The organism is Kluyvera sp. CRP, from assembly GCF_019930565.1.
In the GTDB taxonomy this organism is placed as follows: Bacteria; Pseudomonadota; Gammaproteobacteria; order Enterobacterales; family Enterobacteriaceae; genus Kluyvera; species Kluyvera georgiana_A.
In genome coordinates, this window is sequence record NZ_CP082841.1 from 724,278 (window position 1) to 745,135 (window position 20,858).

A 20,858-nucleotide genomic window follows, 5' to 3' on the forward strand; every position below is an offset into this window, starting at 1 on the left:
AATCGGCCTCCAGACCAGAGTGAGTGCTCACTTACATTACAGCAGCAAAGGCTTTTGCCACGCGCTGAACATTGCGACTGTTCAGCCCTGCCGCACACATACGACCGCTGGCTATCAGGTAAACGCCAAACTCGTCGCGCAGGCGATCAACCTGTGCAGCGCTCAGGCCGGTGTAGCTAAACATCCCGCGCTGTTTGAGCAGATAATCGAAATTGCCGTCTGGCATCTCTTCTTTCAGCACATTCACCAGCGCATGACGCATCTCCAGAATACGCGTACGCATCCCTTCGACTTCCGCCAGCCACATCGCCTTCAGCTCAGCATCGCCGAGGACTGCCGCCACAATCTGCGCGCCAAAGTTTGGCGGGCTGGAGTAGTTACGGCGTACCGTCGCCTTCAGCTGACCCAGCACGCGCAGCGCGGTTTCATGATCTTCACAGATAATCGACAGGCCGCCGACGCGTTCGCCGTACAGTGAGAAGATTTTGGAGAATGAGTTGCTGACCAGTGCGGGCAGGCCCGCGTCGGCAATCGCGCGGATCGCATAGGCGTCTTCTTCCATGCCCGCGCCAAAGCCCTGATAGGCGATGTCGAGGAACGGAATCAGGTCGCGCGCTTTCAGCACCTCAACCACGCCGTCCCACTGGGCATTGGTCAGATCGGCACCCGTTGGGTTATGGCAGCACGGGTGCAACAGCACGATGCTGCGCGCCGGCAGCGTGTTCAGTTTCTCCAGCAGCGCTGCGTAACGCACGCCGTTGGTTTCGCTATCAAACCATGGATAGGTGTCGACGGTAAAACCTGCGCCTTCAAAGATCGCAATATGGTTTTCCCAGGTCGGGTCGCTGACCCAGACGCCGGAATCCGGGAAGTAGCGCTTGAGGAAATCCGCGCCCACTTTCAGCGCGCCGGAGCCGCCAAGCGTTTGAATGGTGGCCACGCGCTGCTGCTGGAGAACCGGGTGGTCCGCGCCAAACAGCAGCGGCGCCACGGTATGACGGTAGCTGTTCAGCCCTTCCATCGGCAGGTACAACGACGCGCCGTGCGGCTGCGCATTAAAGCGCGCTTCCGCTTCAGCGACCGATTTCAGCTGTGGAACAATGCCGTTTTCGTCATAGAACAGACCGATGCTGAGGTTTACTTTGTCGCTGCGCGGATCTTCTTTGAAACGTTCCATTAATGAAAGAATGGGGTCGCCCGCATAGGCGTCAACTTTTTGAAACACGCGATGGTTCTCCGGGTTTACAGAAGGCAGGAAATAACACAATAAACCGGATGGGAAGGAAGATCGAGCGGTTGTTGCGGTTGGTGAAAAGATTGCCGGATGGCGGCGTAAACGCCTTATCCGGCCTACGGTCATTGCGCGATGTAGGCCGGATAAGCGCAAGCGCCATCCGGCACGCTACAGGCTTAATCGATATACTTCATCGCCACCCGCGAGGTCAGGCGCGTAATAAGTTCGTAAGCACTTACTTTCGTAATTTCCGCGATGCGTTCAACCGGCAGACCTTCGCCCCACAGAATGACCGTATCACCGGTTTTGTCCTGTGCCTGCGGGCCTAAATCGACGCAGATCATGTCCATCGCCACGCGGCCAACAATCGGCACTTCGCGGCCATTCACCAACACCGGCGTACCGGACGGCGCGGCTCGCGGGTAGCCGTCACCGTAGCCCATCGCCACCACGCCCAGACGGGTATCGCGTTCGCTGACCCAGGTGCCGCCGTAGCCAACCGGCTCACCCGCTTTGTGTTCGCGCACGGCAATCAGGCTGGAAGTGAGCGACATCACCGGCTGCATGCCGAAATCCGGCCCCCACGGCTTCTGCTCCAGCGGCGATACGCCGTAGAGGATAATGCCGGGGCGCGCCCAGTCGAAATGTGACTGCGGCCACAGCAGAATGCCGCCCGACGCTGCGATAGAGCGCAACCCCGGCTTGCCTTCGGTAAAGGTGGTAAAAATATCCAGCTGTCGCTCGGTGGCTCCACAGTCCGGCTCATCGGCGCGGGCAAAGTGGCTGACAATGTTCACCGGCTGGCGGACGTTTTTGCAGGCGCTCAGGCGCTGATAGAAGGCTTCCGCCTGTTCCGGGCGCACGCCCAGGCGGTGCATGCCGGTATCGAGCTTCATCCAGACGGTCACCGGCTCGCTCAACACGGCGGTTTCCAGCGCTTCAAGCTGTTCGATGTTATGCACGGCGGTGTGCAGGTGCTGCCCGGCAATCGTCGGCAGGTCGGTCGCGTTGAAGAAGCCTTCCAGCAGCAGGATCGGCTGAGTAATGCCGCCCTCACGCAGGCGCAGCGCCTCTTCAAGACGGGCAACGCCAAAAGCATCGGCGTCGGGGAGCGTTCGCGCGGTCTCGAGGAGGCCGTGTCCGTAAGCGTTCGCTTTCACCACCGCAACCAGCTTGCTGGCAGGCGCCAGTTCACGCAGACGTTGCAGGTTGTGTCGCAGAGCGCGGCGGTTAATGACTACAGTTGCCGCTTGCATTTGTGTTCCTTGATAAGTGTTTGCTTAATCGATGTTGTTATTCGTCGTCGTACTGCGGGCCCGCGTAATTATCGAAGCGCGACCATTGACCGTTAAACGTCAGGCGCACCGTGCCGATTGGGCCGTTACGCTGTTTACCGATAATGATCTCGGCAATGCCTTTTAAGTCACTGTTTTCGTGATAAACCTCATCACGGTAGATGAACATGATTAAGTCGGCATCCTGCTCGATGGAGCCGGATTCACGCAGGTCGGAGTTGACCGGACGTTTATCCGCACGCTGTTCCAGAGAGCGGTTAAGCTGCGACAGCGCCACCACCGGCACGTGCAGCTCTTTAGCTAATGCTTTGAGAGAACGGGAAATTTCGGCAATTTCCAGCGTACGGTTGTCAGAGAGCGACGGCACGCGCATCAGTTGGAGGTAGTCGATCATGATAAGGCCAATGCCGCCGTGTTCACGGGCAATACGGCGCGCGCGGGAGCGCACTTCCGTCGGCGTCAGGCCGGAGGAGTCATCAATGTAGATGTTTCGCTTTTCCAGCAGAATCCCCATGGTGCCGGAGATGCGCGCCCAGTCTTCGTCGTCGAGCTGGCCGGTACGGATGCGGGTCTGGTCCACGCGCGACAGCGACGCCAGGGAACGCATCATAATCTGTTCGGATGGCATTTCGAGACTGAAGATCAGAACCGGTTTATCCTGCAACATCGCCGCATTTTCGACGAGGTTCATCGCAAATGTCGTTTTACCCATCGACGGACGCGCAGCGACTATAATCAGATCCGACGGCTGGAGACCGGCGGTTTTCTTGTTGAGATCGTCATAGCCGGTGTTCACACCGGTCACACCGTCGTGCGGCTGCTGGAACAATTGCTCGATACGCGCGACGGTGGCGTCGAGCACTTCAGTAATATTTTTCGGGCCTTCGTCTTTATTCGCGCGGCTTTCGGCGATTTTAAAAACGCGAGACTCCGCGAGATCCAGCAGGTCTTCGCTGGTACGTCCCTGCGGATCGAAACCCGCTTCGGCGATTTCGTTGGCCACGGCGATCATTTCGCGGACAACGGCACGTTCGCGCACGATATCGGCGTAGGCACTGATGTTCGCCGCACTTGGCGTGTTTTTTGACAGTTCTGCCAGATAGGCGAATCCGCCCACGCTGTCCAGTTGCCCCTGCCGCTCCAGCGATTCCGCGAGCGTAATCAGGTCAATTGGGCTGCCGCCCTCCTGCAAACGCCCCATCTCCGTAAAGATATGGCGGTGCGGGCGGGTATAAAAATCTTCTGCGACAACACGCTCGGCGACATCGTCCCAGCGCTCGTTATCCAGCATCAAACCGCCCAACACCGATTGTTCCGCTTCAATCGAGTGCGGCGGTACTTTCAGCCCGTCTACCTGAAAATCGCGGACGCGAGGTTCGGCTTGCGGTTTGTTGAAGGGTTTATTTGCTGCCATAGTGAATGGTATTACCGAGATAAAGAGTGGGTCGAAAGATTACCACATAATTGTTCAGGAGGAAGCATGGCAACCCGTATTGAGTTTAGCAAACATGGCGGCCCGGAAGTGCTGAACGCCGTCGAATTCACCCCCAATGCACCTGCCGAGAACGAAGTGCAGGTGGAAAACAAAGCGATTGGCATCAACTACATCGATACCTACATCCGCAGCGGACTCTACCCGCCGCCGTCGCTGCCAAGCGGCCTGGGCACCGAAGCCGCGGGCGTGGTCAGCCAGGTAGGCAGCAACGTTAAACACGTTAAAGCGGGCGATCGCGTGGTGTATGCGCAGTCCGGCCTTGGCGCTTACAGCTCGTTGCACAACGTCGCGGCGGATAAAGTGGCCCTGCTCCCGGCGGCTATCTCCTTTGAGCAGGCCGCCGCCTCCTTCCTCAAGGGGTTAACCGTCTACTATCTGCTGCGCAAAACCTACGAAATCAAACCCGGCGAACCGTTCCTGTTCCACGCGGCAGCGGGCGGCGTAGGGCTGATTGCCTGCCAGTGGGCCAAGGCGCTGGGTGCGAAGCTCATTGGCACCGTCGGTAGCGCAGAAAAAGCGCAGCGTGCCCTACAGGCAGGCGCATGGCAGGTGATTAACTATCGCGAAGAGAACATCGCCGAACGGGTGAAAGAGATAACCGGTGGGAAAAAGCTGCCGGTGGTGTACGACTCGGTAGGCAAAGATACCTGGGAAGCGTCGCTGGACTGCCTGCAACGCCGTGGGCTGATGGTGAGCTTCGGCAACTCGTCCGGGCCGGTGACCGGCGTCAATCTGGGGATCCTCAACCAGAAAGGCTCCCTGTTTGTTACGCGCCCTTCCCTCTACGGCTACATCACCACCTACGACGAACTGAAAGAGGCCAGCCACGAGCTGTTCTCGCTGATCGCCAGCGGCATTATCAAGGTGGACGTCGCGGAGAGTCAGAAGTATCCGCTGAAGGAGGCGCGTCGCGCGCATGAGATTCTGGAGAGCCGGGCTACGCAGGGTTCAAGCCTGCTGATTCCATAACGTTCCGGTCGCACAAAAGACTAGGGCTTCCCGTAGGAAGCCCTTTCTTTTTTTAGTTCGGCTGTATGTAGGGTACAGCTCGATGAATTCGTTATCGGCGGCAATAGTGACAGATTTATTACGCGAATCCTACGGAGATTTATGCAAAATTATTGAGGTTGTGACACACCCCTCAATACCTCCGGTAATTGCCGCGGTACGGCGGATTTTTTGGCGCATTAATCGCCCGGATGATCCACACCGCCGCCACCGCCAGGATAAGCCAGGGCAGTAGTTTAAGCATAATAGCAAACAGGCCACCGACGAACATCAATACCGTCGCCACCACCAGCGCGGCGATAATGCCGAGCAGGGAAATCCCCGTCACCAACAGCATCACGAAAAATCCAATCACAAATAACAGTTCCAGCATGGTTGCTCTCTCCCGGAAATCACTTTTTCTCTGAGCAGACTATTACAAGAAACGTGCCAAAGTTAACTTATTGATTATCAATAAAAACGCCCCACTACAATGAGCGAGGCGTGGTGAATTTGACCAGGTTTTAGCGAAATAATTAGCGCTTATCGGCCACCAGCTTGAGCGCGTGCTCCAGCACGTTGATATCAGCGCCCGCTTTGTGGGCGTTTTCACTCAGGTAACGACGCCACTGGCGCGCGCCCGGAATGCCCTGGAACAGCCCCAGCATATGTCGGGTGATGTGGCCCAGATAGGTGCCGTTGCTCAGCTCGCGCTCGATGTACGGGTACATTGCCCGCACCACCGCCACCGGGTCGGCATCCACGTCGGTAGCGCCAAAGATCTCGCGATCCACGGAGGCCAGAATGCCCGGGTTCTGATAGGCTTCACGGCCCACCATCACGCCATCCATATGTTGCAAATGCCCTTTCGCTTCTTCCAGCGATTTAATGCCGCCGTTGATGGACATCGTCAGATGCGGGAAGTCTTTTTTCAGTTGATAAACGCGCGGATAGTCCAGCGGTGGGATTTCGCGGTTCTCTTTCGGGCTCAGGCCAGAGAGCCAGGCTTTGCGGGCGTGGATAATAAACATCTCGCACTCGCCGCGGCCGGACACCGTCTCGATGAAGTCGCAGAGGAATTCATAGCTGTCCTGGTCGTCAATGCCAATACGGGTTTTGACCGTGACCGGGATAGAGACCACGTCACGCATCGCCTTTACGCAATCAGCAACCAGCTGGGCATTGCCCATCAGGCAGGCGCCAAACATGCCGTTCTGTACGCGGTCAGACGGGCAACCGACGTTAAGGTTGATTTCATCGTAGCCGCGCTCCTGCGCCAGCTTCGCGCAGTGCGCCAGCGCCGCCGGGTCGCTGCCGCCCAGCTGCAACGCCACCGGATGCTCTTCTTCGCTATACGCCAGATAGTCGCCCTTGCCGTGAATAATCGCCCCGGTGGTGACCATTTCGGTGTACAGCAGCGTGTGCTGAGACAGCTGACGCAGGAAGTAGCGACAGTGCCGATCGGTCCAGTCGAGCATCGGCGCGATGGAGAAACGGTGGGCGGCAAAAGCAGGAGTCGAGGATTCTGACAGCATGGCGATTATTTGAGCATCCGAAAAAAAGGGGCGGCCACTATAGCACAGACAAAGAGGGGATACGATCCACCTTGCCATGATATCAAAAAGTGATATCATCATCTTGTCCGGTGGCCAACATGACAAAGGATTAATTGGCATGAAATCACTCAACGCCAGGCACCAAAAAACGTTACGGATGATCTTCTCAATGCCCACACCAGCCACGCTGGAGTGGCGAAAAATTGAAGCATTATTTATTGCTTTAGGTGCAAAAGTTTCAAAAGGACAGGGATCCCGGGTACGATTCGAAATCAATCAGGTGGTGGCCTCGTTCCATCGCCCTCATCCTGACAAGGAAGCCAAGGTTTATCAGGTTCGCGATGCAATGGCATTTCTTATCGCAGTAGGAGTGACTCCATGATGAATACCATGACGTATAAAGGCTATGCCGCAAAAATCGATTACAGTGACGAAGACATGTGCTTTATCGGTCGCGTTGCGGGGATCAGAGATGTCATTGGTTTCCACGCCGATAACGTAGCAGATCTGCGTAAAGCCTTCGAAGAAGCGGTGGATGATTATATTGCTTACTGCAAAGAGCAAGGGCGTGAACCCTTACGTCCGGCCAGTGGCAAAATCAGCCTGCGCATCTCTCCCGAAGTGCATTCGGCCATCAATATCGCCGCAGAAGTTTCTGGCAAGAGCGTCAATCAGTGGATTAACGATACTCTTTCCAGAGCGGCCCACGGTTAGCCGATGTAGGCCTGATACGCGCAGCGCCATCAGGCCTACAAGGTCGTTGGTTAGAACGTGACGCTGAGCTGCGCCCCTGCGCCCCAGGTTTGGTCTTCGCCGTACAGCCCCATCAGGTCGACGTGCACCCGGTTAAAGGGCGCAAAGCCGACGCCGCCGGTAAAGACGTTGCTGTCGTTATTTTTTACATCAGCACGGTAACCCGCGCGCACCGCCAGCCAGTCCAGCGGACGTACTTCCGCGCCAACGCCGACGTACTGCGACGTATCTTCACTTTTAAAGCCCTTGGTTTCCGTCAAATCACCATCGGCGCTTAAGGTCACAAGATCGGTATGCCAGGCTACGCCTGCGGTCACCAGCGGGCGAATCTGATACGTATCGCGTACGCCAGCCACCTCTTTGGTGTCGATATCGCGCGAGAAGAGGTTTTGTCCGCTTAAGCCCACCGTCCAGTTATCACCAAAATCAGCGGCCACCCCGGCGTCAACGTTAAAGCCGGTATCATCGTTGCGATAGCGGCTGCTGTTGATGTCGTCGCTGCTGAAGTTGTAGATCGACACGGTGTAGTTATAGAGCCAGGTTTGCTGCAGTTTTGGCGTCACGCCCAGCGAAACCGGCACACCGCCGAGATCGAACTGGCGGGCAATCGCCACACCATAGTCGGACACGATAGCCGCACGGCCATAGCCCTGAGACTTCAAATCCTGCGGATTGACGCCAATCGCACTTAACGGCACCGCTTCAACGCCGTGCAGCAGGTTGATATCACCCTGATCGATATAGGAGCTGACCCGCGCTCTGGCGCTGGCTTTGGTGACGAAAGCAACGTCCAGCACATCGTTTGGAATGCTGATCGCCAACCCCGCACCGGCTTTAGCGTTCGCCGTCTTGCCCTTTAACGAGGAGAGCTGATCCGCCAAATCCCCCGCCGCGACCGAAACTTGCCGGGATGCCGCGCTATTGGGATTGAGAAGATCGACGGGATTCATCGTGCGCAGCACCCGCCGATAGTTGTTAACATCATCGCTGATATCGTCGATTTTGTTGCGCAGGTCGTCCTTATCGGAGATCTGCGCGCCAATTGACGGCACAATCAGCGTGATATCGTCATCCGGTTTTGCCTTTGCCAGTAGCGCCGGGTTAATTAACACGCCGCTGCCATAGTTCGCAGAGGCCACGCCCGTGCCGCCCATCGCGTCGTTACGGGCTTCCGACCAACCATTTGCCGCCCCTGCCTGTCCCGCCACAAAAAAGGAGACAGCCACCCCCATCAGCGAAAATTTGTCTTTTTTATTCACAGTATGCTCGTCTTATTGTCTGTAATGAAACAACCCTCCACCCGTTATCACCTGGATGGAGACGAACTGTTGCTGTGAATAGCGAGGGAAAAAGCGTCTTGTTCCCCTAACTGAAATTTTCTTCGGTTATCGTTATTTTTAATAAGCGCTCTAATCTTTATAGAAGAAGAGGCTAATTTCGCCCAGGTTTTCCATCGTGCGGGCCAAAAAACTGCGGCGGATGGTCCACCCAGCGATCGTCGCGCGTGACGGCATACGAGGCATTTAGCGGGTAGTAAATCCGGTTGTGTTTCTTATTGGCTTCCCCCACCACCAGCAGCCGGACCTCTTCTGACGTGTTGTTGATAAAGGTATGGCAAACGCCGGTTCCTGCCGGAAAGCCCACGCTGTCACCGGGTTCCAGCTTCCACAGATAGCCGTTAATCCACGCCTGCGGATAACCTTCCAGTACGTAGATAAACTCCTCTTCGTCGCTCTCGGCATGCGGGTAGGAAGTGCGTCGGCCTGGCGGCAAGCGCTCGTGGTGAATACCAAGATGTCTCAGCCCCAGCGCACGAGCCAGCGGCGCGCCGATGGAGAAGCGCTCATCGCTGTCGGGATAGGTAGAGTCATCCGGTCCTTCAACATCGTGCCAATGGCGAATACAGTCGGGTCTTTTCATCATTTTTCATCCTGAGTGTGAAGTGCACCTGCTATAACACAGCTATAGCACACCTGTGGAAACTCGGCGTTTCCGGCATAACATGGTAAAGTAGGGGTTTATTTCCCCGTAACCTGAGGACGCCAATGGATAAGACCACCACGCAAGAACTGTTAGCGCAAGCTGAAAAGCTGTGCGCGCAACGCGGCGTGCGCCTGACTCCGCAACGTCTCGAAGTGTTGCGCCTGATGAGTCTGCAGGAAGGGGCAATCAGCGCCTATGACCTGCTGGATCTGCTGCGCGAGAAAGAGCCGCAGGCCAAGCCGCCGACCGTCTACCGCGCGCTGGAGTTTCTGCTTGAGCAGGGCTTCGTGCACAAGGTCGAGTCCGCTAACAGCTACGTCCTGTGCCACCTGTTCGATCAGCCGACCCACACCTCCGCAATGTTTATCTGCGATCGCTGCGGCGTGGTGAAAGAAGAGTGTGCGGAAGGCGTTGAGGACATCATGCATACGCTGGCAGCAAAGATGGGCTTTGCGCTGCGCCACAACGTCATTGAAGCGCACGGGCTGTGTTCCGCCTGCGTGGAAGTTGAAGCCTGTCGCGCGCATGAACATTGCCATCACGACCATACGATTCATATTAAAAAGAAATCCCGCTAACGCGGGATTGATGGGGAGCGTACCTCCTTGTACGCATGGGCAGGAGGAGTGCGTTACCAGCGGTGATTGTGCCGTTTATCCCAGCTATCCACCTCTTTTTCCGCCTGATCTTTTGCGTATCCATAACGTTCCTGGATTTTACCGACCAGCTGATCGCGTTTACCTTCGATCACCGTGATGTCATCATCGGTCAGTTTGCCCCATTGCTCTTTCACTTTACCTTTAAGCTGCTTCCAGTTACCGCCGACTTCGTCTTTATTCATCATTGAATCCTCGATCGTCAGTGAATGAATAGCGAGAGAGTGTGAACTCTTTTTCGCTAAGCGTGAGGTTAATTGTAGTCAGTCATTCTGAGCATGATTCACTATTCGGAATCTTTAACCATCACATCAGGAAAACCAGCTGTCATTTCGCCAGTGGCGACGCCAGATATACGCCAGCGACAGGCCGCGCAGCGCGAGGAAAACGGCCAACGCCAGCCACAGCCCATGGTTGCCAAGCACCGGCAGTGCCAGCAGCGTCAGCGCAAAACCGGCGGCGGCGACCGCCATGCTGTTGCGCATCTCGGCGCCTCGCGTGGCGCCGATAAACATGCCGTCCAGCAGATAACACCAGACGCCAATCACCGGCAGCACCACCTGCCACAGCACGTAACGGTCGGCCAGTTGCTGCAGTTCGGGCAGCGAGGTAAGCAAGGCGACGATATTTTCGCCAAACACGGCGTATACCAGCGCAAAAGCCAGCGCCACCACGCCCGCCTGACGGCACGCGGCGCGCCAGATCTCAAGCAGTTTGCTGCCATCACGCGCGCCATACGCCTGGCCGGAGTGCGCCTCCACCGCATAAGCGAAGCCATCCAGCGCGTAGGCGGTGAAAGTGAGCATCGTCATCAGCACCGCGTTCACCGCCACCACTTCACCACCGAGCCGCGCGCCAAAGACGGTGACCGCGCCGAAGCACAGCTGTAACAGCAGGGAACGCAGCATAATGTCGCGGTTGAGCGCCAGCAGGCGGCGGATGTTGCCGCGCCAGGCGGTTTTCAGCATCGCCCAGGAGATGCCGCGCATCGCCATCACCTTGTGTACCATTCCCAGCCCGACCAGCAGGGTGGCGTATTCGGCAATCGCCGTAGCGAGCGCGGCGCCCTGCACGTTCATGTGCAGACCCATCACCAGCCACAGGTCGAGCACAATGTTCAGCACATTCCCCACCACGAGCAGCACCACCGGCGCGCGCGCATACTGCACGCCCAGTAGCCACCCCAGCAGGACCAGGTTCGCCAGGGAAGCAGGCGCGCTGAGCCAGCGAATGGCGAGGAAGCGACGCGCCTGCTCTAGCACCTCACCGCTGCCGCCAACGATAGACAGCGCCAGATTAATCAGCGGGGTTTTAAACACAATGATCAGCAACCCGGCGCCCAGCGCCAGCATCAACGGTTGCACCAGCGCGCGTGCCAGCGCCTGCGGGTTTTTCGCGCCAAAGGCCTGCGCCGTCAGGCCGGTTGTACTCATACGTAGAAACAGCAGCAGCATAAACAGGAAGCTGGTCGCCGTCGCCCCAATAGCGACACCGCCCAGATAGACGGGGCTGTCCAGGTGACCGATGACGGCGGTATCGACCAGACCCAGAAGAGGCACGGTAATGTTGGAGAAGATCATCGGTAGCGCAAGGCGCCACAGCGCTTTATCAGCGGAAGTGAGTAGCGACATGGGTATCAACCAGAACGAAAAAAGGCTGCGATAGCGGATGTATCGCAGCCATTAGAGAGGGGGAGTTTTTACAGCCATTCGCCGTTGCGGATAACGCCAACGGCCAGCCCTTCAATGGAGAAATTCTGCTGACGCAGATCCACCACGATCGGCTTAAATTCGCTGTTTTCTGGCAGCAGTTCGACGACGTTACCCTGTTTTTTCAGGCGTTTGACCGTGACTTCTTCGTCGATGCGCGCGACAACGACCTGGCCGTTACGTACGTCCTGAGTCTTATGCACCGCGAGCAGGTCGCCGTCCATAATCCCGATATCTTTCATCGACATGCCGCTAACGCGCAGCAGGAAGTCGGCGCTCGGTTTGAACAGCGACGGGTCAACCTGGTAATGGCCTTCGATATGCTGCTGCGCCAGCAGCGGTTCGCCCGCCGCGACGCGGCCCACCAGCGGCAGACCTTCTTCTTCTTCCACCAGCAGGCGGATACCGCGAGAAGCGCCGGAGACAATCTCGATGACACCTTTACGCGCCAGCGCTTTCAGGTGCTCTTCAGCCGCGTTCGGGGAACGGAACCCCAAGCGCTGAGCAATTTCCGCACGCGTCGGCGGCATGCCCGTCTGGCTGATGTGATCCCGGATGAGATCAAACACCTCTTGCTGCCTGGTCGTTAACGCTTTCATTCCGCCCCCTGGGTGTATATACAGTTATGCTGTGAGTATATACAGCTAGTGTTTATTTTGAAACCATAAAACGCACGAAATCAGGCAGTTTTCACAGCTTTAGTGGAAATGCGCCCACAGCAGCGTGCCCCAGGTGATGAGCGCGACGAAAATCGCCAGCAGCACCGCCGCCGATCCCATGTCTTTTGCCCGCCCGGACAGCTCGTGGTATTCGGAGCCGATGCGGTCCACCACCGCTTCCAGTGCACTATTGAGAATTTCCACTATCATCACCAACAGGACGGAGCCGATGAGCAGCACGCGCGTAATCGCGTCGACATCCAGCCAGCAGGCGATAATAATCGCCAGCACCGACGCGACACCCTCCTGGCGGAACGCGGCTTCGTTGATCCACGCCGCGCGAAATCCTTTCCAGGAATAGCCCGCTGCTTTGATGATTCGGGTGAGCCCGGTGGTATTATTGGCCATCTCAAGAACCTTTTTTGTTATTACGTCAATGACAATGCGTGTTATGAAGCGGTAGAACAGAAATTCTGCTGACTTTCTGATATTCTTGCCGCGCATTTGCATGATTAACCAGAGGCTTTACATCGTTTATGTCCGGCTGGCCACGAATTTACTACAAATTACTGAATTTACCATTAAGCGTACTGGTAAAAAGCAAGTCTATTCCCGCAGAGCCTGCACAGGAATTAGGGCTTGATACCTCGCGTCCGATTATGTACGTCCTGCCTTATAATTCTAAGGCCGACCTGCTGACGCTGCGCGCCCAATGTCTGGCGCACGATTTACCTGACCCGCTTGAACCGCTGGAAATCGACGGCACCCTGCTGCCGCGCTACGTGTTTATCCACGGCGGCCCGCGCGTGTTCACCTACTACACGCCGAAAGAAGAGTCGATCAAGCTGTTCCACGACTACCTCGATCTGCACCGCAGCAATCCGGATCTGGATGTGCAAATGGTGCCGGTCTCCGTGATGTTCGGGCGTTCGCCTGGCCGCGAAAAAGGCGAGGAAAACCCGCCGCTGCGAATGCTCAACGGCTTCCAGAAATTCTTCGCTGTCTCCTGGCTGGGCCGCGATAGCTTCGTGCGCTTCTCGCCGTCCGTGTCGCTGCGCCGCATGGCCGACGAACACGGCACGGACAAAATCATTGCTCAGAAGCTGGCGCGCGTCGCGCGTATGCACTTTGCCCGTCAGCGTCTGGCGGCGGTTGGCCCGCGTCTGCCGGCGCGTCACGACCTGTTCAAAAAGCTGCTGGCGTCGAAAGCCATCGCCAAGGCGGTAGAAGACGAAGCGCGCAGCAAGAAAATCTCGCACGAGAAGGCGCAGCAAAACGCCATTGCGCTAATGGAAGAGATTGCGGCGAACTTCTCCTACGAGATGATTCGCCTCACCGACCGTATCCTCAGCTTTACCTGGAACCGTCTGTATCAGGGGATTAACGTCCATAACGCCGAGCGCGTACGCCAGCTGGCGCACGACGGCCATGAAATCGTCTACGTGCCCTGCCACCGTAGCCATATGGACTACCTGTTGCTCTCTTACGTGCTCTATCACCAGGGGCTGGTGCCGCCGCATATTGCTGCCGGTATCAACCTGAACTTCTGGCCGGCTGGCCCGATTTTCCGCCGCCTGGGCGCGTTCTTTATCCGCCGTACCTTTAAGGGCAACAAGCTGTACTCCACGGTGTTCCGCGAATACCTCGGCGAGCTGTTCAGCCGCGGCTACTCCGTTGAATACTTCGTGGAAGGCGGGCGTTCCCGTACCGGCCGCCTGCTGGATCCGAAAACCGGCACCCTGTCGATGACCATTCAGGCAATGCTGCGCGGCGGTACTCGCCCGATTACGTTAGTGCCGATTTACATCGGCTACGAGCACGTGATGGAAGTGGGTACCTACGCCAAAGAGCTGCGCGGCGCGACCAAAGAGAAAGAGAGCCTGCCGCAGATGCTGCGCGGTCTGAGCAAGCTGCGTAATCTCGGCCAGGGCTACGTCAACTTCGGCGAACCCATGCCGCTGATGACCTACCTGAACCACCACGTGCCGGAGTGGCGCGAGTCGATCGACCCGATCGAAGCCGTACGCCCGGCGTGGCTGACGCCGACCGTCAATAAACTGGCGGGCGAGCTGATGGTGCGCATTAACAACGCCGGTGCCGCCAACGCCATGAACCTGTGCTGCACCGCGCTGCTGGCCTCTCGCCAGCGTTCGCTGACCCGCGAACAGCTGACGCAGCAGCTGGAATGCTACCTGGCGTTAATGCGTAATGCGCCGTACGCGCCGGATGCTACCGCGCCAAAAGCCTCCGCCAGCGAGCTTATCGACCACGCGCTGCAGATGAACAAGTTCGAAGTCGAGAAAGACACCATCGGCGACATCATCATTCTGCCGCGCGAGCAGGCGGTGCTGATGACGTACTACCGCAACAACATCGCGCACATGCTGATTATGCCGTCGCTGTTGGCCACCATCATGACTCAACATCGCCAGATCTCCCGTGACCAGGTGTTGAGTATGATCGAAACGCTGTATCCGATGCTGAAAGCCGAGCTGTTCCTGCGCTGGACGCGTGAAGAGCTGCCGGCAGTCATTGATACGCTGATCGCCGAAATGGCGCGTCAGGCGCTGATTACCGAGCAGAACGGCGAGCTGCGCATCAACGCGTCACACTCCCGCACGCTTCAACTGCTGGCGGCCGGGGCGCGCGAGACACTGCAACGCTACGCGATCACCTTCTGGCTGCTGAGCGGCAACCCGTCGATGAACCGCAGTACGCTGGAGAAAGAGAGCCGTACGCTGGCGCAGCGTCTGTCGGTGCTGCACGGCATCAACTCGCCGGAGTTCTTTGATAAAGCGGTGTTCTCGTCGCTGGTACTGACGCTCCGCGATGAGGGCTATATCAGCGACAGCGGCGACGCCGAGCCGGAAGAGACGATGAAGGTTTACCAGATGATGGCGGGCCTGATTACCTCGGACGTGCGCTTGACGATCGAGAGCGTGACGCAGGAAGAGGCGGCACAGTAAAAACAAAAATCCCCGGTCTGTACCGGGGATTTTTTTATTCGCTTATTGGGTGCCGGCCAGGCGACAGTTTCATGCCAAACTCAGAACTGCCAGTAGCTCATCGCCAGCCCAATAAACAGCACCAGACCCACGTAGTTATTGTTCATAAACGCCTGGAAGCACGGCCCACGCTCGCGGTGGCGGATCAGCTTCTGTTGGTAGACGAACAGCGCACCGGCGATCAGGATTGACCAGTAAAACTCCCAGTTCAGGCCGTTCAACCAGCCGATAAGCGCCATCAGCGCCAGCACGCACGCCTGCAGGATACCGATAATCAGACGGTCGTTATCGCCGAACAGAATCGCCGTGGATTTGATGCCAATCTTCACGTCATCATCACGGTCAACCATCGCATACTGGGTATCATAGGCCACCGCCCACAAAATATTCGCCAGCAGCATCAGCCAGCAGCTCAGCGGCAGTGACTCGCTGACCGCCGCGAAGGCCATCGGAATTGACCAGCCAAACGCCGCCCCCAGCACCACCTGCGGCAGGTGGGTATAACGCTTCATAAACGGGTAAACCCAGGCCAGCGCCAGCGCCGCCACCGACAACAGAATGGTCATCGTGTTGAGCGTCAGCACCAGCAGGAAAGAGAGCGCCACCAGCACGATAAACAGCGTACGGGCCTCTTTCTCCGTGACCGCGCCGCTCGGCAGCGGACGGTTGGCCGTGCGTTTCACGTGGCCGTCGAATTTACGATCCGCATAATCGTTGACCACGCAGCCTGCGGCGCGCATCAGCCAGACGCCCGCCACAAACACCGCCAGGATCCACAGCGGCGGTACGCCCGGTGAGGCGACCCACAGTGCCCACAGCGTCGGCCACAGCAGCAGCAGCGCGCCGATCGGTTTATCCGTACGCATCAGTCGATGGTAAGCCAGTAGCTTGTTCTGCTTCAGACTCCACTCCATTCTTCTTCTTCCTCTTAGTACAGCGGCGATGCCGGTAAAAACAGCTCGGTTAACAGCAGCGGTTTACCGCTCAGGCGGAGACGGGAACGACGCCCCCACAGCGCATCATGACGGCCTATCTCAATAAAGTCTCGCGTCAGCGTCGACGACGTAAACAGATAACGACCCAGCGGCGTCTGCCCCAGGTTTTGTAGCGCCAGCTCCGGCCCACAGAGGGTCGACTCTGGCACCACGGTGCGCCCGGCAAGCCACGGCTCACCGCCGACGCACAATAATATTTCTCGCAACCAATAGCGAGACTCTTCTGGCAACAGGTGTTGTTCTTCTACCAGCGCATCGCGGCTGACAAACGCCTCGTTTAAAAGCGTTACGCTAACCGGTTTCCCAAACTGCTCAAACCGTTTGGTCATCGAATCTTCCAGCATCAGCCAGTCGCGCTGAGTGGGTTCAAGCGGGGGAATGACGTCAAAATAGCGCAGCGCGCGCAGTTGCGTCAGTGCAGGGTGCGACATGCCTGTCTCTCCAATACAAAGCGTTTCGCCATTGTATCGCAGAAAGCCGCGGGAGGGGGTGCAGTAATGGTCAAATACGATCATTAGCGCAACAGCAGTGCAACAGTTTGCTTTGCGCTATATGCCGTTCATCATCGCAGCTTGAAGGATGAAGCGTATAAAAAAGGTGTGCCCGACAGGGCACACCGAAAGGCTTCGCCTAAACATCGGCGCTGCGGGGAGAACTTACCCCTTGCCTTTTACAGCGCCGATAAAGGTGGAACGAGCAGATTTAGATCCCAGGCGTTCGGCTTCATTCATCAGTTTCAGGGCTTTGTCGATATCCCCTTTCGCCACGGCCTGTTTAATCCCGTTGTTGAAGTAGCTTTCCGTATCGTCGAGCATCGGTTCAGTTTTCGCTGCCGGAGCCGCAACTGGCGCCACGACCGGGGCCGCTGCGGGTGCGCTGGCAACCGGAGCCGCCGTGTTGCCGACAGTGACCGGAGCCGGGCCGGAAGAGCCAAACAGCGGGCCAACCAGAACGCTGGAGCTGCTGTTGGTTTTCACCTTCAGCTTCACCAGACCGTCGGTGGTGTGTTTAGCGATCGGGTCAGGAATATCCGGCACCGCGTTACCGGTGCCTTTAGCGTAGGCTTTTGCCGGATCCAGCAGCGTCGTGGTTTGCTGGAGATCTTTCTCGGTGGTAAACACCAGAACATAGAGTTTTTGCTGGCCCAGCGCCGGCGTCAGGCGCATCACCCCTTCCAGACGGTCGGCGCTCATTACGCCAGGCTCCTGGTAGGTGAAGTAGCTGCTTGGGAAGAACGCAGAAGGCGTCATATTCTGGTCAAGAATCAGCACGTTCGGCGCAAATACGCTGGTTTGTTTGTTCACTTCGCTGGTCAGGGTCAGCGTCAGCTCGCCAATATTGGCGGGAACGCTGTAGGCCACAACGTTGCCGGTGATTCCCGGAACGTTCAGGCTTTGACCACCGGTGGAAATTTGGGTGGATTGAACTTTAGATTGATCGACCGGCGTCCAGGTCAGCTGCTGGAGGGCAGCGGTCGGGATGGTCGGCGCGGCGCTGGTGTTTTGCGGCACGTAGTTGACGTCAGCGAGGCTAATGCCCGGGACGCTCGCCATTAATCCAGCGGATAAGCAGAGAGCAACGAGACTTTTTTTCATTTTCATTATGATGACCTCAGAAAGCGTGGTTCTAGCGGTAGCCAGGCAATAGCGCGCTAAACCTCAAGGAACAGAGGGGCTTGCGCCCCTCGTCGGTTGTTACGTCAGGTTAGTGCTGAATTACCACCAGATTTCCATCTGGGCACCGAAGGACCACTCATCGTTGTCGCCGCGGCTGTAGGTTTTCGCGCTGGTATCTTTGTAAGCGATACCGTTGTCGTAACCCCATTTCTCATCCCACTTCGCATAGGTTGCGAATACGCGGATGGCCGGACGGGACCAGATGCTGTCGCCAGCCTGCCACTGTTGCGCCAGGGTGATTTTGTACTGGTTGTTGGTGTCGCCGGTTTTCTGCGACTTAACGTTGTCGTAGCCGACTTCCATCAGGGTGCTCATGATTGGCGTCCATTTGTACATAGGACGCACACCGACGGTCCACCACTTGGTGCCGTTGCCATCATCGCGGTCGATATTCTGGTACATACCGACGTACATCAGATCAACTTTCTCACCGAGGGAGATTGCGCCGTGATCAAGTACACGCCACATGTCGCCGTTGTTATTGATCTTGTTATCTACCGCACCGATTTCTGCGTCTTTGTCATAGTCGTTGCCGGTGAAAGAGCCCTGAGACAGACCTTTACCCTGCGTGGTCATGGCGTCAGTGGCGTACTGAACAACAAACTTGTTGTAGCCTTTCAACATGCTCTGGGTATGTTCAGCGGTGAACATCCAGCCGTCTTTGGTTGCGCCGTCAGCAAAGCTGTAACCGTCGGTTTTGTTAGCACGACCGTAGTCAACACCCAGCTCCAGCACGCCGTCCGGGTTGGTTTCCAGACCGGCTAAACGGACGTCGAATACGTCGTTCGCTGTGTCTTTGTATTTGCTGTAAATATCATTGCTGGTGAAGATGTAAGAACCACCCGCTTCCTGAGAACGGGTTGCTGCCAGAGACAGTTTACCGAAGCCCAGATCGATGTTTTCGATACCGGCACCAGGACCCGAGATATCCCAGTAGTAGAAGTCGATCATGTGAACGTCATGACGCTGATAGAAGCGCTTACCGGCCCAGATAGTGGAACCTGGCAGCCATTCGATCAGGTTTTTACCCTGGACGTTCGCTTCACGGAACGCCGGGTCGGTTGCTTCCCAGTCGTTCTGCTGTGCAACGGAGTAAGCCACGTTGGTGTCGAAGTAGAAGCTCTTATCGCCCTCTTTCCACACTTCCTGACCTAATTTAATTTCAGCATAGGTTTCACATTCGTTACCAAGACGGTATTTACTTTGTGCACCGGTTGCCTGGAAACACTGTTGTTCGCCACCGCTACCCGTCCAGCCAATGCCGGAACGCGCGTAGCCATGAAAATCTACGGCCATTGCCTGAGCAGACATAATGCCTGCTGCGACGGCAACCGCCACGGGGAGTTTGCGCAGAGTAATCATCATTCTATCTCCTGAGATCATTGCTTTTCTTTTCAACATTTCGCCCCTGTATCGCCTTATCGCTGGCGGCGTGGGGGCTGCCTGTTTGCTTTGTTATGGGACGTTTAAACGCCGAGCTCTTTATGCAGCCGACGACATGCGGTGCCATCTTCACGGAACAGATGGCAGCGCTCTGGCGGCAAGCCGATGGCGAATGTGGCTCCCTCTTCGACCAACACCACGTCGTTCTGGCGGTAAACCAGGTTTTGACGGATGGCAGGGATCTGGATATGAATTTGTGTTTCGTTGCCCAGTTGCTCGACAACATGCACCACGCCTTCCAGCGTCACATCGGCGATGTGGCTCGGCATCAGGTGTTCCGGGCGAATGCCCAGCGACATGTTGGCGCCAACCTGCACGTTGTTACTCTCGACCGGCAGCCAAATCTGCTGACGGTTCGGCAGCTCGACCTGCACCTGATCGATGGCGGTGGCAGTGACTTTCACCGGCAGGAAGTTCATCTTCGGCGAGCCGATAAAGCCCGCGACGAAACGGTCAGCCGGGTAGTGGTACAGCTCGAGAGGTTTACCGACCTGCGCCACGCGGCCGGCGTCGAGCACCACGATTTTGTCGGCCAGCGTCATCGCTTCGACCTGATCGTGGGTGACGTAAATCATCGTGCGGCCCAGACGTTTGTGCAGGCGGGAAATTTCAATACGCATCTGTACGCGCAGCGCAGCGTCGAGGTTAGAAAGGGGTTCATCGAGCAGGAATACACGCGGTTCGGCAACCAGCGTACGACCAATCGCCACGCGCTGACGCTGGCCGCCGGACAGCGCCTTCGGTTTACGTTCCAGCAGATGGGCTAACTGCAGTACTTCGGAAACCTGGGTCACGCGCTGGTTAATCACGTCTTTTTTCGCGCCAGCCAGCTTCAGGCCAAAGGACATATTTTCAGCAACGGACAGATGGGGATATAACGCGTAGGACTGGAACACCATCCCCACGCCGCGCTCGGCTGGCGGTACGTCGTTCATGCGGGTATCGCCGATCATCAGATCGCCGCTGGTGATGGTTTCGAGGCCTGCGATCATACGCAGCAGCGTAGATTTACCGCAGCCTGATGGCCCGACAAACACCACGAACTCCCCTTCCTGGATATCAAGGTTGATATCTTTTGATACCACCACGTCGCCCCAGGCTTTCGTTACATTGCGTAGCTGTACGTTCGCCATGCCCTTCTCCCTCGTTACAACTTGTCACCAACAGACACATTCAAGATGGGCTGACTATGCCTTACACATCATTGAGGGGAATCCTCCACCCCCCTTGTTTTTTATGGGGGAGGAGACGGGAGGATGAGAAGGCGCGCTCTGCCCCCGATGACTTCGGGTCAGGACTAAAATCGTGATGGGGGCGACAAAAAACGGCGCTTTTTTTTGTGCGCCAGGACGCATAACTGGGATTTATGTTATGGCGATCACACTAATAGCCCCGAGGGCGTAGAGGTCAGG

Annotated in this window: 21 protein-coding genes; 5 read left to right on the plus strand and 16 right to left on the minus strand. The window is 57.0% G+C overall.

Annotated features, from left to right (window positions below):
* Nucleotides 1-31 precede the first annotated feature (31 nt).
* The 3 genes from tyrB to dnaB form a co-directional block, all read right to left on the minus strand.
* Nucleotides 32-1,225 (minus strand): aromatic amino acid transaminase, encoded by a 1,194-nt coding sequence (gene tyrB, locus K7B04_RS03310; protein ID WP_223803482.1) that lies wholly within the window; start codon nucleotides 1,223-1,225, stop codon nucleotides 32-34.
* Between the two features lie 185 nt (nucleotides 1,226-1,410).
* Nucleotides 1,411-2,490 (minus strand): alanine racemase, encoded by a 1,080-nt coding sequence (gene alr / locus K7B04_RS03315; protein ID WP_223803483.1) that lies wholly within the window; start codon nucleotides 2,488-2,490, stop codon nucleotides 1,411-1,413.
* Between the two features lie 37 nt (nucleotides 2,491-2,527).
* Nucleotides 2,528-3,943 (minus strand): replicative DNA helicase, encoded by a 1,416-nt coding sequence (dnaB, locus tag K7B04_RS03320; protein WP_064546665.1) that lies wholly within the window; start codon nucleotides 3,941-3,943, stop codon nucleotides 2,528-2,530.
* Between the two features lie 66 nt (nucleotides 3,944-4,009).
* Between dnaB and K7B04_RS03325 the strand changes: the two genes are divergently transcribed.
* Nucleotides 4,010-4,993 carry a quinone oxidoreductase gene (locus K7B04_RS03325; protein WP_223803484.1) on the plus strand — a complete coding sequence of 328 codons (984 nt, stop codon included), beginning with the start codon at nucleotides 4,010-4,012 and terminating at the stop codon, nucleotides 4,991-4,993.
* Between the two features lie 172 nt (nucleotides 4,994-5,165).
* On the opposite strand, the gene pspG is transcribed toward K7B04_RS03325, so the two are convergent.
* Nucleotides 5,166-5,405 carry an envelope stress response protein PspG gene (gene pspG / locus K7B04_RS03330; protein ID WP_163447538.1) on the minus strand — a complete coding sequence of 80 codons (240 nt, stop codon included), beginning with the start codon at nucleotides 5,403-5,405 and terminating at the stop codon, nucleotides 5,166-5,168.
* A gap of 142 nt (nucleotides 5,406-5,547) precedes the next feature.
* The gene (gene dusA, locus K7B04_RS03335) at nucleotides 5,548-6,546 is read right to left on the minus strand and encodes a tRNA dihydrouridine(20/20a) synthase DusA (protein ID WP_223803485.1); all 999 of its coding nucleotides are present in this window, start codon (nucleotides 6,544-6,546) and stop codon (nucleotides 5,548-5,550) included.
* Between the two features lie 139 nt (nucleotides 6,547-6,685).
* Between dusA and K7B04_RS03340 the strand changes: the two genes are divergently transcribed.
* The gene (locus tag K7B04_RS03340) at nucleotides 6,686-6,949 is read left to right on the plus strand and encodes a type II toxin-antitoxin system HicA family toxin (protein ID WP_223803486.1); all 264 of its coding nucleotides are present in this window, start codon (nucleotides 6,686-6,688) and stop codon (nucleotides 6,947-6,949) included.
* The gene (locus tag K7B04_RS03345; RefSeq protein WP_223803487.1) at nucleotides 6,946-7,281 is read left to right on the plus strand and encodes a type II toxin-antitoxin system HicB family antitoxin; all 336 of its coding nucleotides are present in this window, start codon (nucleotides 6,946-6,948) and stop codon (nucleotides 7,279-7,281) included. The genes K7B04_RS03340 and K7B04_RS03345 overlap by 4 nt, the downstream gene beginning before the upstream one ends.
* Before the next feature lie 50 nt (nucleotides 7,282-7,331).
* Here the strand turns inward: K7B04_RS03345 and K7B04_RS03350 are convergent, their stop codons facing one another.
* Both K7B04_RS03350 and K7B04_RS03355 read right to left on the minus strand, forming a co-directional pair.
* Nucleotides 7,332-8,579 carry a conjugal transfer protein TraF gene (locus K7B04_RS03350; RefSeq protein WP_223803488.1) on the minus strand — a complete coding sequence of 416 codons (1,248 nt, stop codon included), beginning with the start codon at nucleotides 8,577-8,579 and terminating at the stop codon, nucleotides 7,332-7,334.
* 172 nt (nucleotides 8,580-8,751) lie between these two features.
* Nucleotides 8,752-9,240, minus strand: coding sequence for a cupin domain-containing protein (locus K7B04_RS03355; RefSeq protein ID WP_064546654.1), 489 nt, complete (start codon nucleotides 9,238-9,240; stop codon nucleotides 8,752-8,754).
* A 125-nt stretch (nucleotides 9,241-9,365) separates the two neighbouring features.
* Here K7B04_RS03355 and zur point away from each other — a divergent pair, with 125 nt between their 5' ends.
* Nucleotides 9,366-9,881 (plus strand): zinc uptake transcriptional repressor Zur, encoded by a 516-nt coding sequence (zur, locus tag K7B04_RS03360; protein ID WP_163447542.1) that lies wholly within the window; start codon nucleotides 9,366-9,368, stop codon nucleotides 9,879-9,881.
* 53 nt (nucleotides 9,882-9,934) lie between these two features.
* On the opposite strand, the gene K7B04_RS03365 is transcribed toward zur, so the two are convergent.
* The 4 genes from K7B04_RS03365 to K7B04_RS03380 form a co-directional block, all read right to left on the minus strand.
* Nucleotides 9,935-10,144 (minus strand): CsbD family protein, encoded by a 210-nt coding sequence (locus K7B04_RS03365; RefSeq protein WP_064546650.1) that lies wholly within the window; start codon nucleotides 10,142-10,144, stop codon nucleotides 9,935-9,937.
* Between the two features lie 126 nt (nucleotides 10,145-10,270).
* Nucleotides 10,271-11,590 (minus strand): MATE family efflux transporter DinF, encoded by a 1,320-nt coding sequence (gene dinF, locus K7B04_RS03370; RefSeq protein ID WP_163447543.1) that lies wholly within the window; start codon nucleotides 11,588-11,590, stop codon nucleotides 10,271-10,273.
* A 68-nt stretch (nucleotides 11,591-11,658) separates the two neighbouring features.
* The gene (lexA, locus tag K7B04_RS03375; protein WP_064546646.1) at nucleotides 11,659-12,267 is read right to left on the minus strand and encodes a transcriptional repressor LexA; all 609 of its coding nucleotides are present in this window, start codon (nucleotides 12,265-12,267) and stop codon (nucleotides 11,659-11,661) included.
* Nucleotides 12,268-12,366: 99 nt separating this feature from the next.
* A complete protein-coding gene (locus tag K7B04_RS03380; protein WP_064546644.1) occupies nucleotides 12,367-12,735 on the minus strand; it encodes a diacylglycerol kinase in 369 nt (122 codons plus the stop codon).
* Between the two features lie 128 nt (nucleotides 12,736-12,863).
* On the opposite strand from K7B04_RS03380, the gene plsB reads away from it, so the two are divergent.
* On the plus strand, nucleotides 12,864-15,293 hold the full coding sequence (gene plsB / locus K7B04_RS03385) for a glycerol-3-phosphate 1-O-acyltransferase PlsB (RefSeq protein ID WP_167577118.1): 2,430 nt from the start codon (nucleotides 12,864-12,866) through the stop codon (nucleotides 15,291-15,293).
* A gap of 80 nt (nucleotides 15,294-15,373) precedes the next feature.
* Here plsB and ubiA read toward each other — a convergent pair whose 3' ends face one another.
* From ubiA to malK, 5 genes are all read right to left on the minus strand, one after another.
* Nucleotides 15,374-16,246, minus strand: a complete 873-nt coding sequence (gene ubiA / locus K7B04_RS03390) for a 4-hydroxybenzoate octaprenyltransferase (protein WP_163447545.1) — start codon at nucleotides 16,244-16,246, stop codon at nucleotides 15,374-15,376.
* Nucleotides 16,247-16,260: 14 nt separating this feature from the next.
* Nucleotides 16,261-16,758: a chorismate lyase gene (gene ubiC / locus K7B04_RS03395; protein WP_223803489.1), complete on the minus strand. Its 498-nt coding sequence runs from the start codon at nucleotides 16,756-16,758 to the stop codon at nucleotides 16,261-16,263.
* Nucleotides 16,759-16,983: 225 nt separating this feature from the next.
* Nucleotides 16,984-17,928: a maltose operon protein MalM gene (malM, locus tag K7B04_RS03400; protein ID WP_167577121.1), complete on the minus strand. Its 945-nt coding sequence runs from the start codon at nucleotides 17,926-17,928 to the stop codon at nucleotides 16,984-16,986.
* Nucleotides 17,929-18,042: 114 nt separating this feature from the next.
* On the minus strand, nucleotides 18,043-19,368 hold the full coding sequence (locus K7B04_RS03405; protein WP_163447548.1) for a maltoporin: 1,326 nt from the start codon (nucleotides 19,366-19,368) through the stop codon (nucleotides 18,043-18,045).
* 101 nt (nucleotides 19,369-19,469) lie between these two features.
* Nucleotides 19,470-20,579: a maltose/maltodextrin ABC transporter ATP-binding protein MalK gene (gene malK, locus K7B04_RS03410; protein WP_167577122.1), complete on the minus strand. Its 1,110-nt coding sequence runs from the start codon at nucleotides 20,577-20,579 to the stop codon at nucleotides 19,470-19,472.
* Between the last annotated feature and the right edge of the window lie 279 nt (nucleotides 20,580-20,858).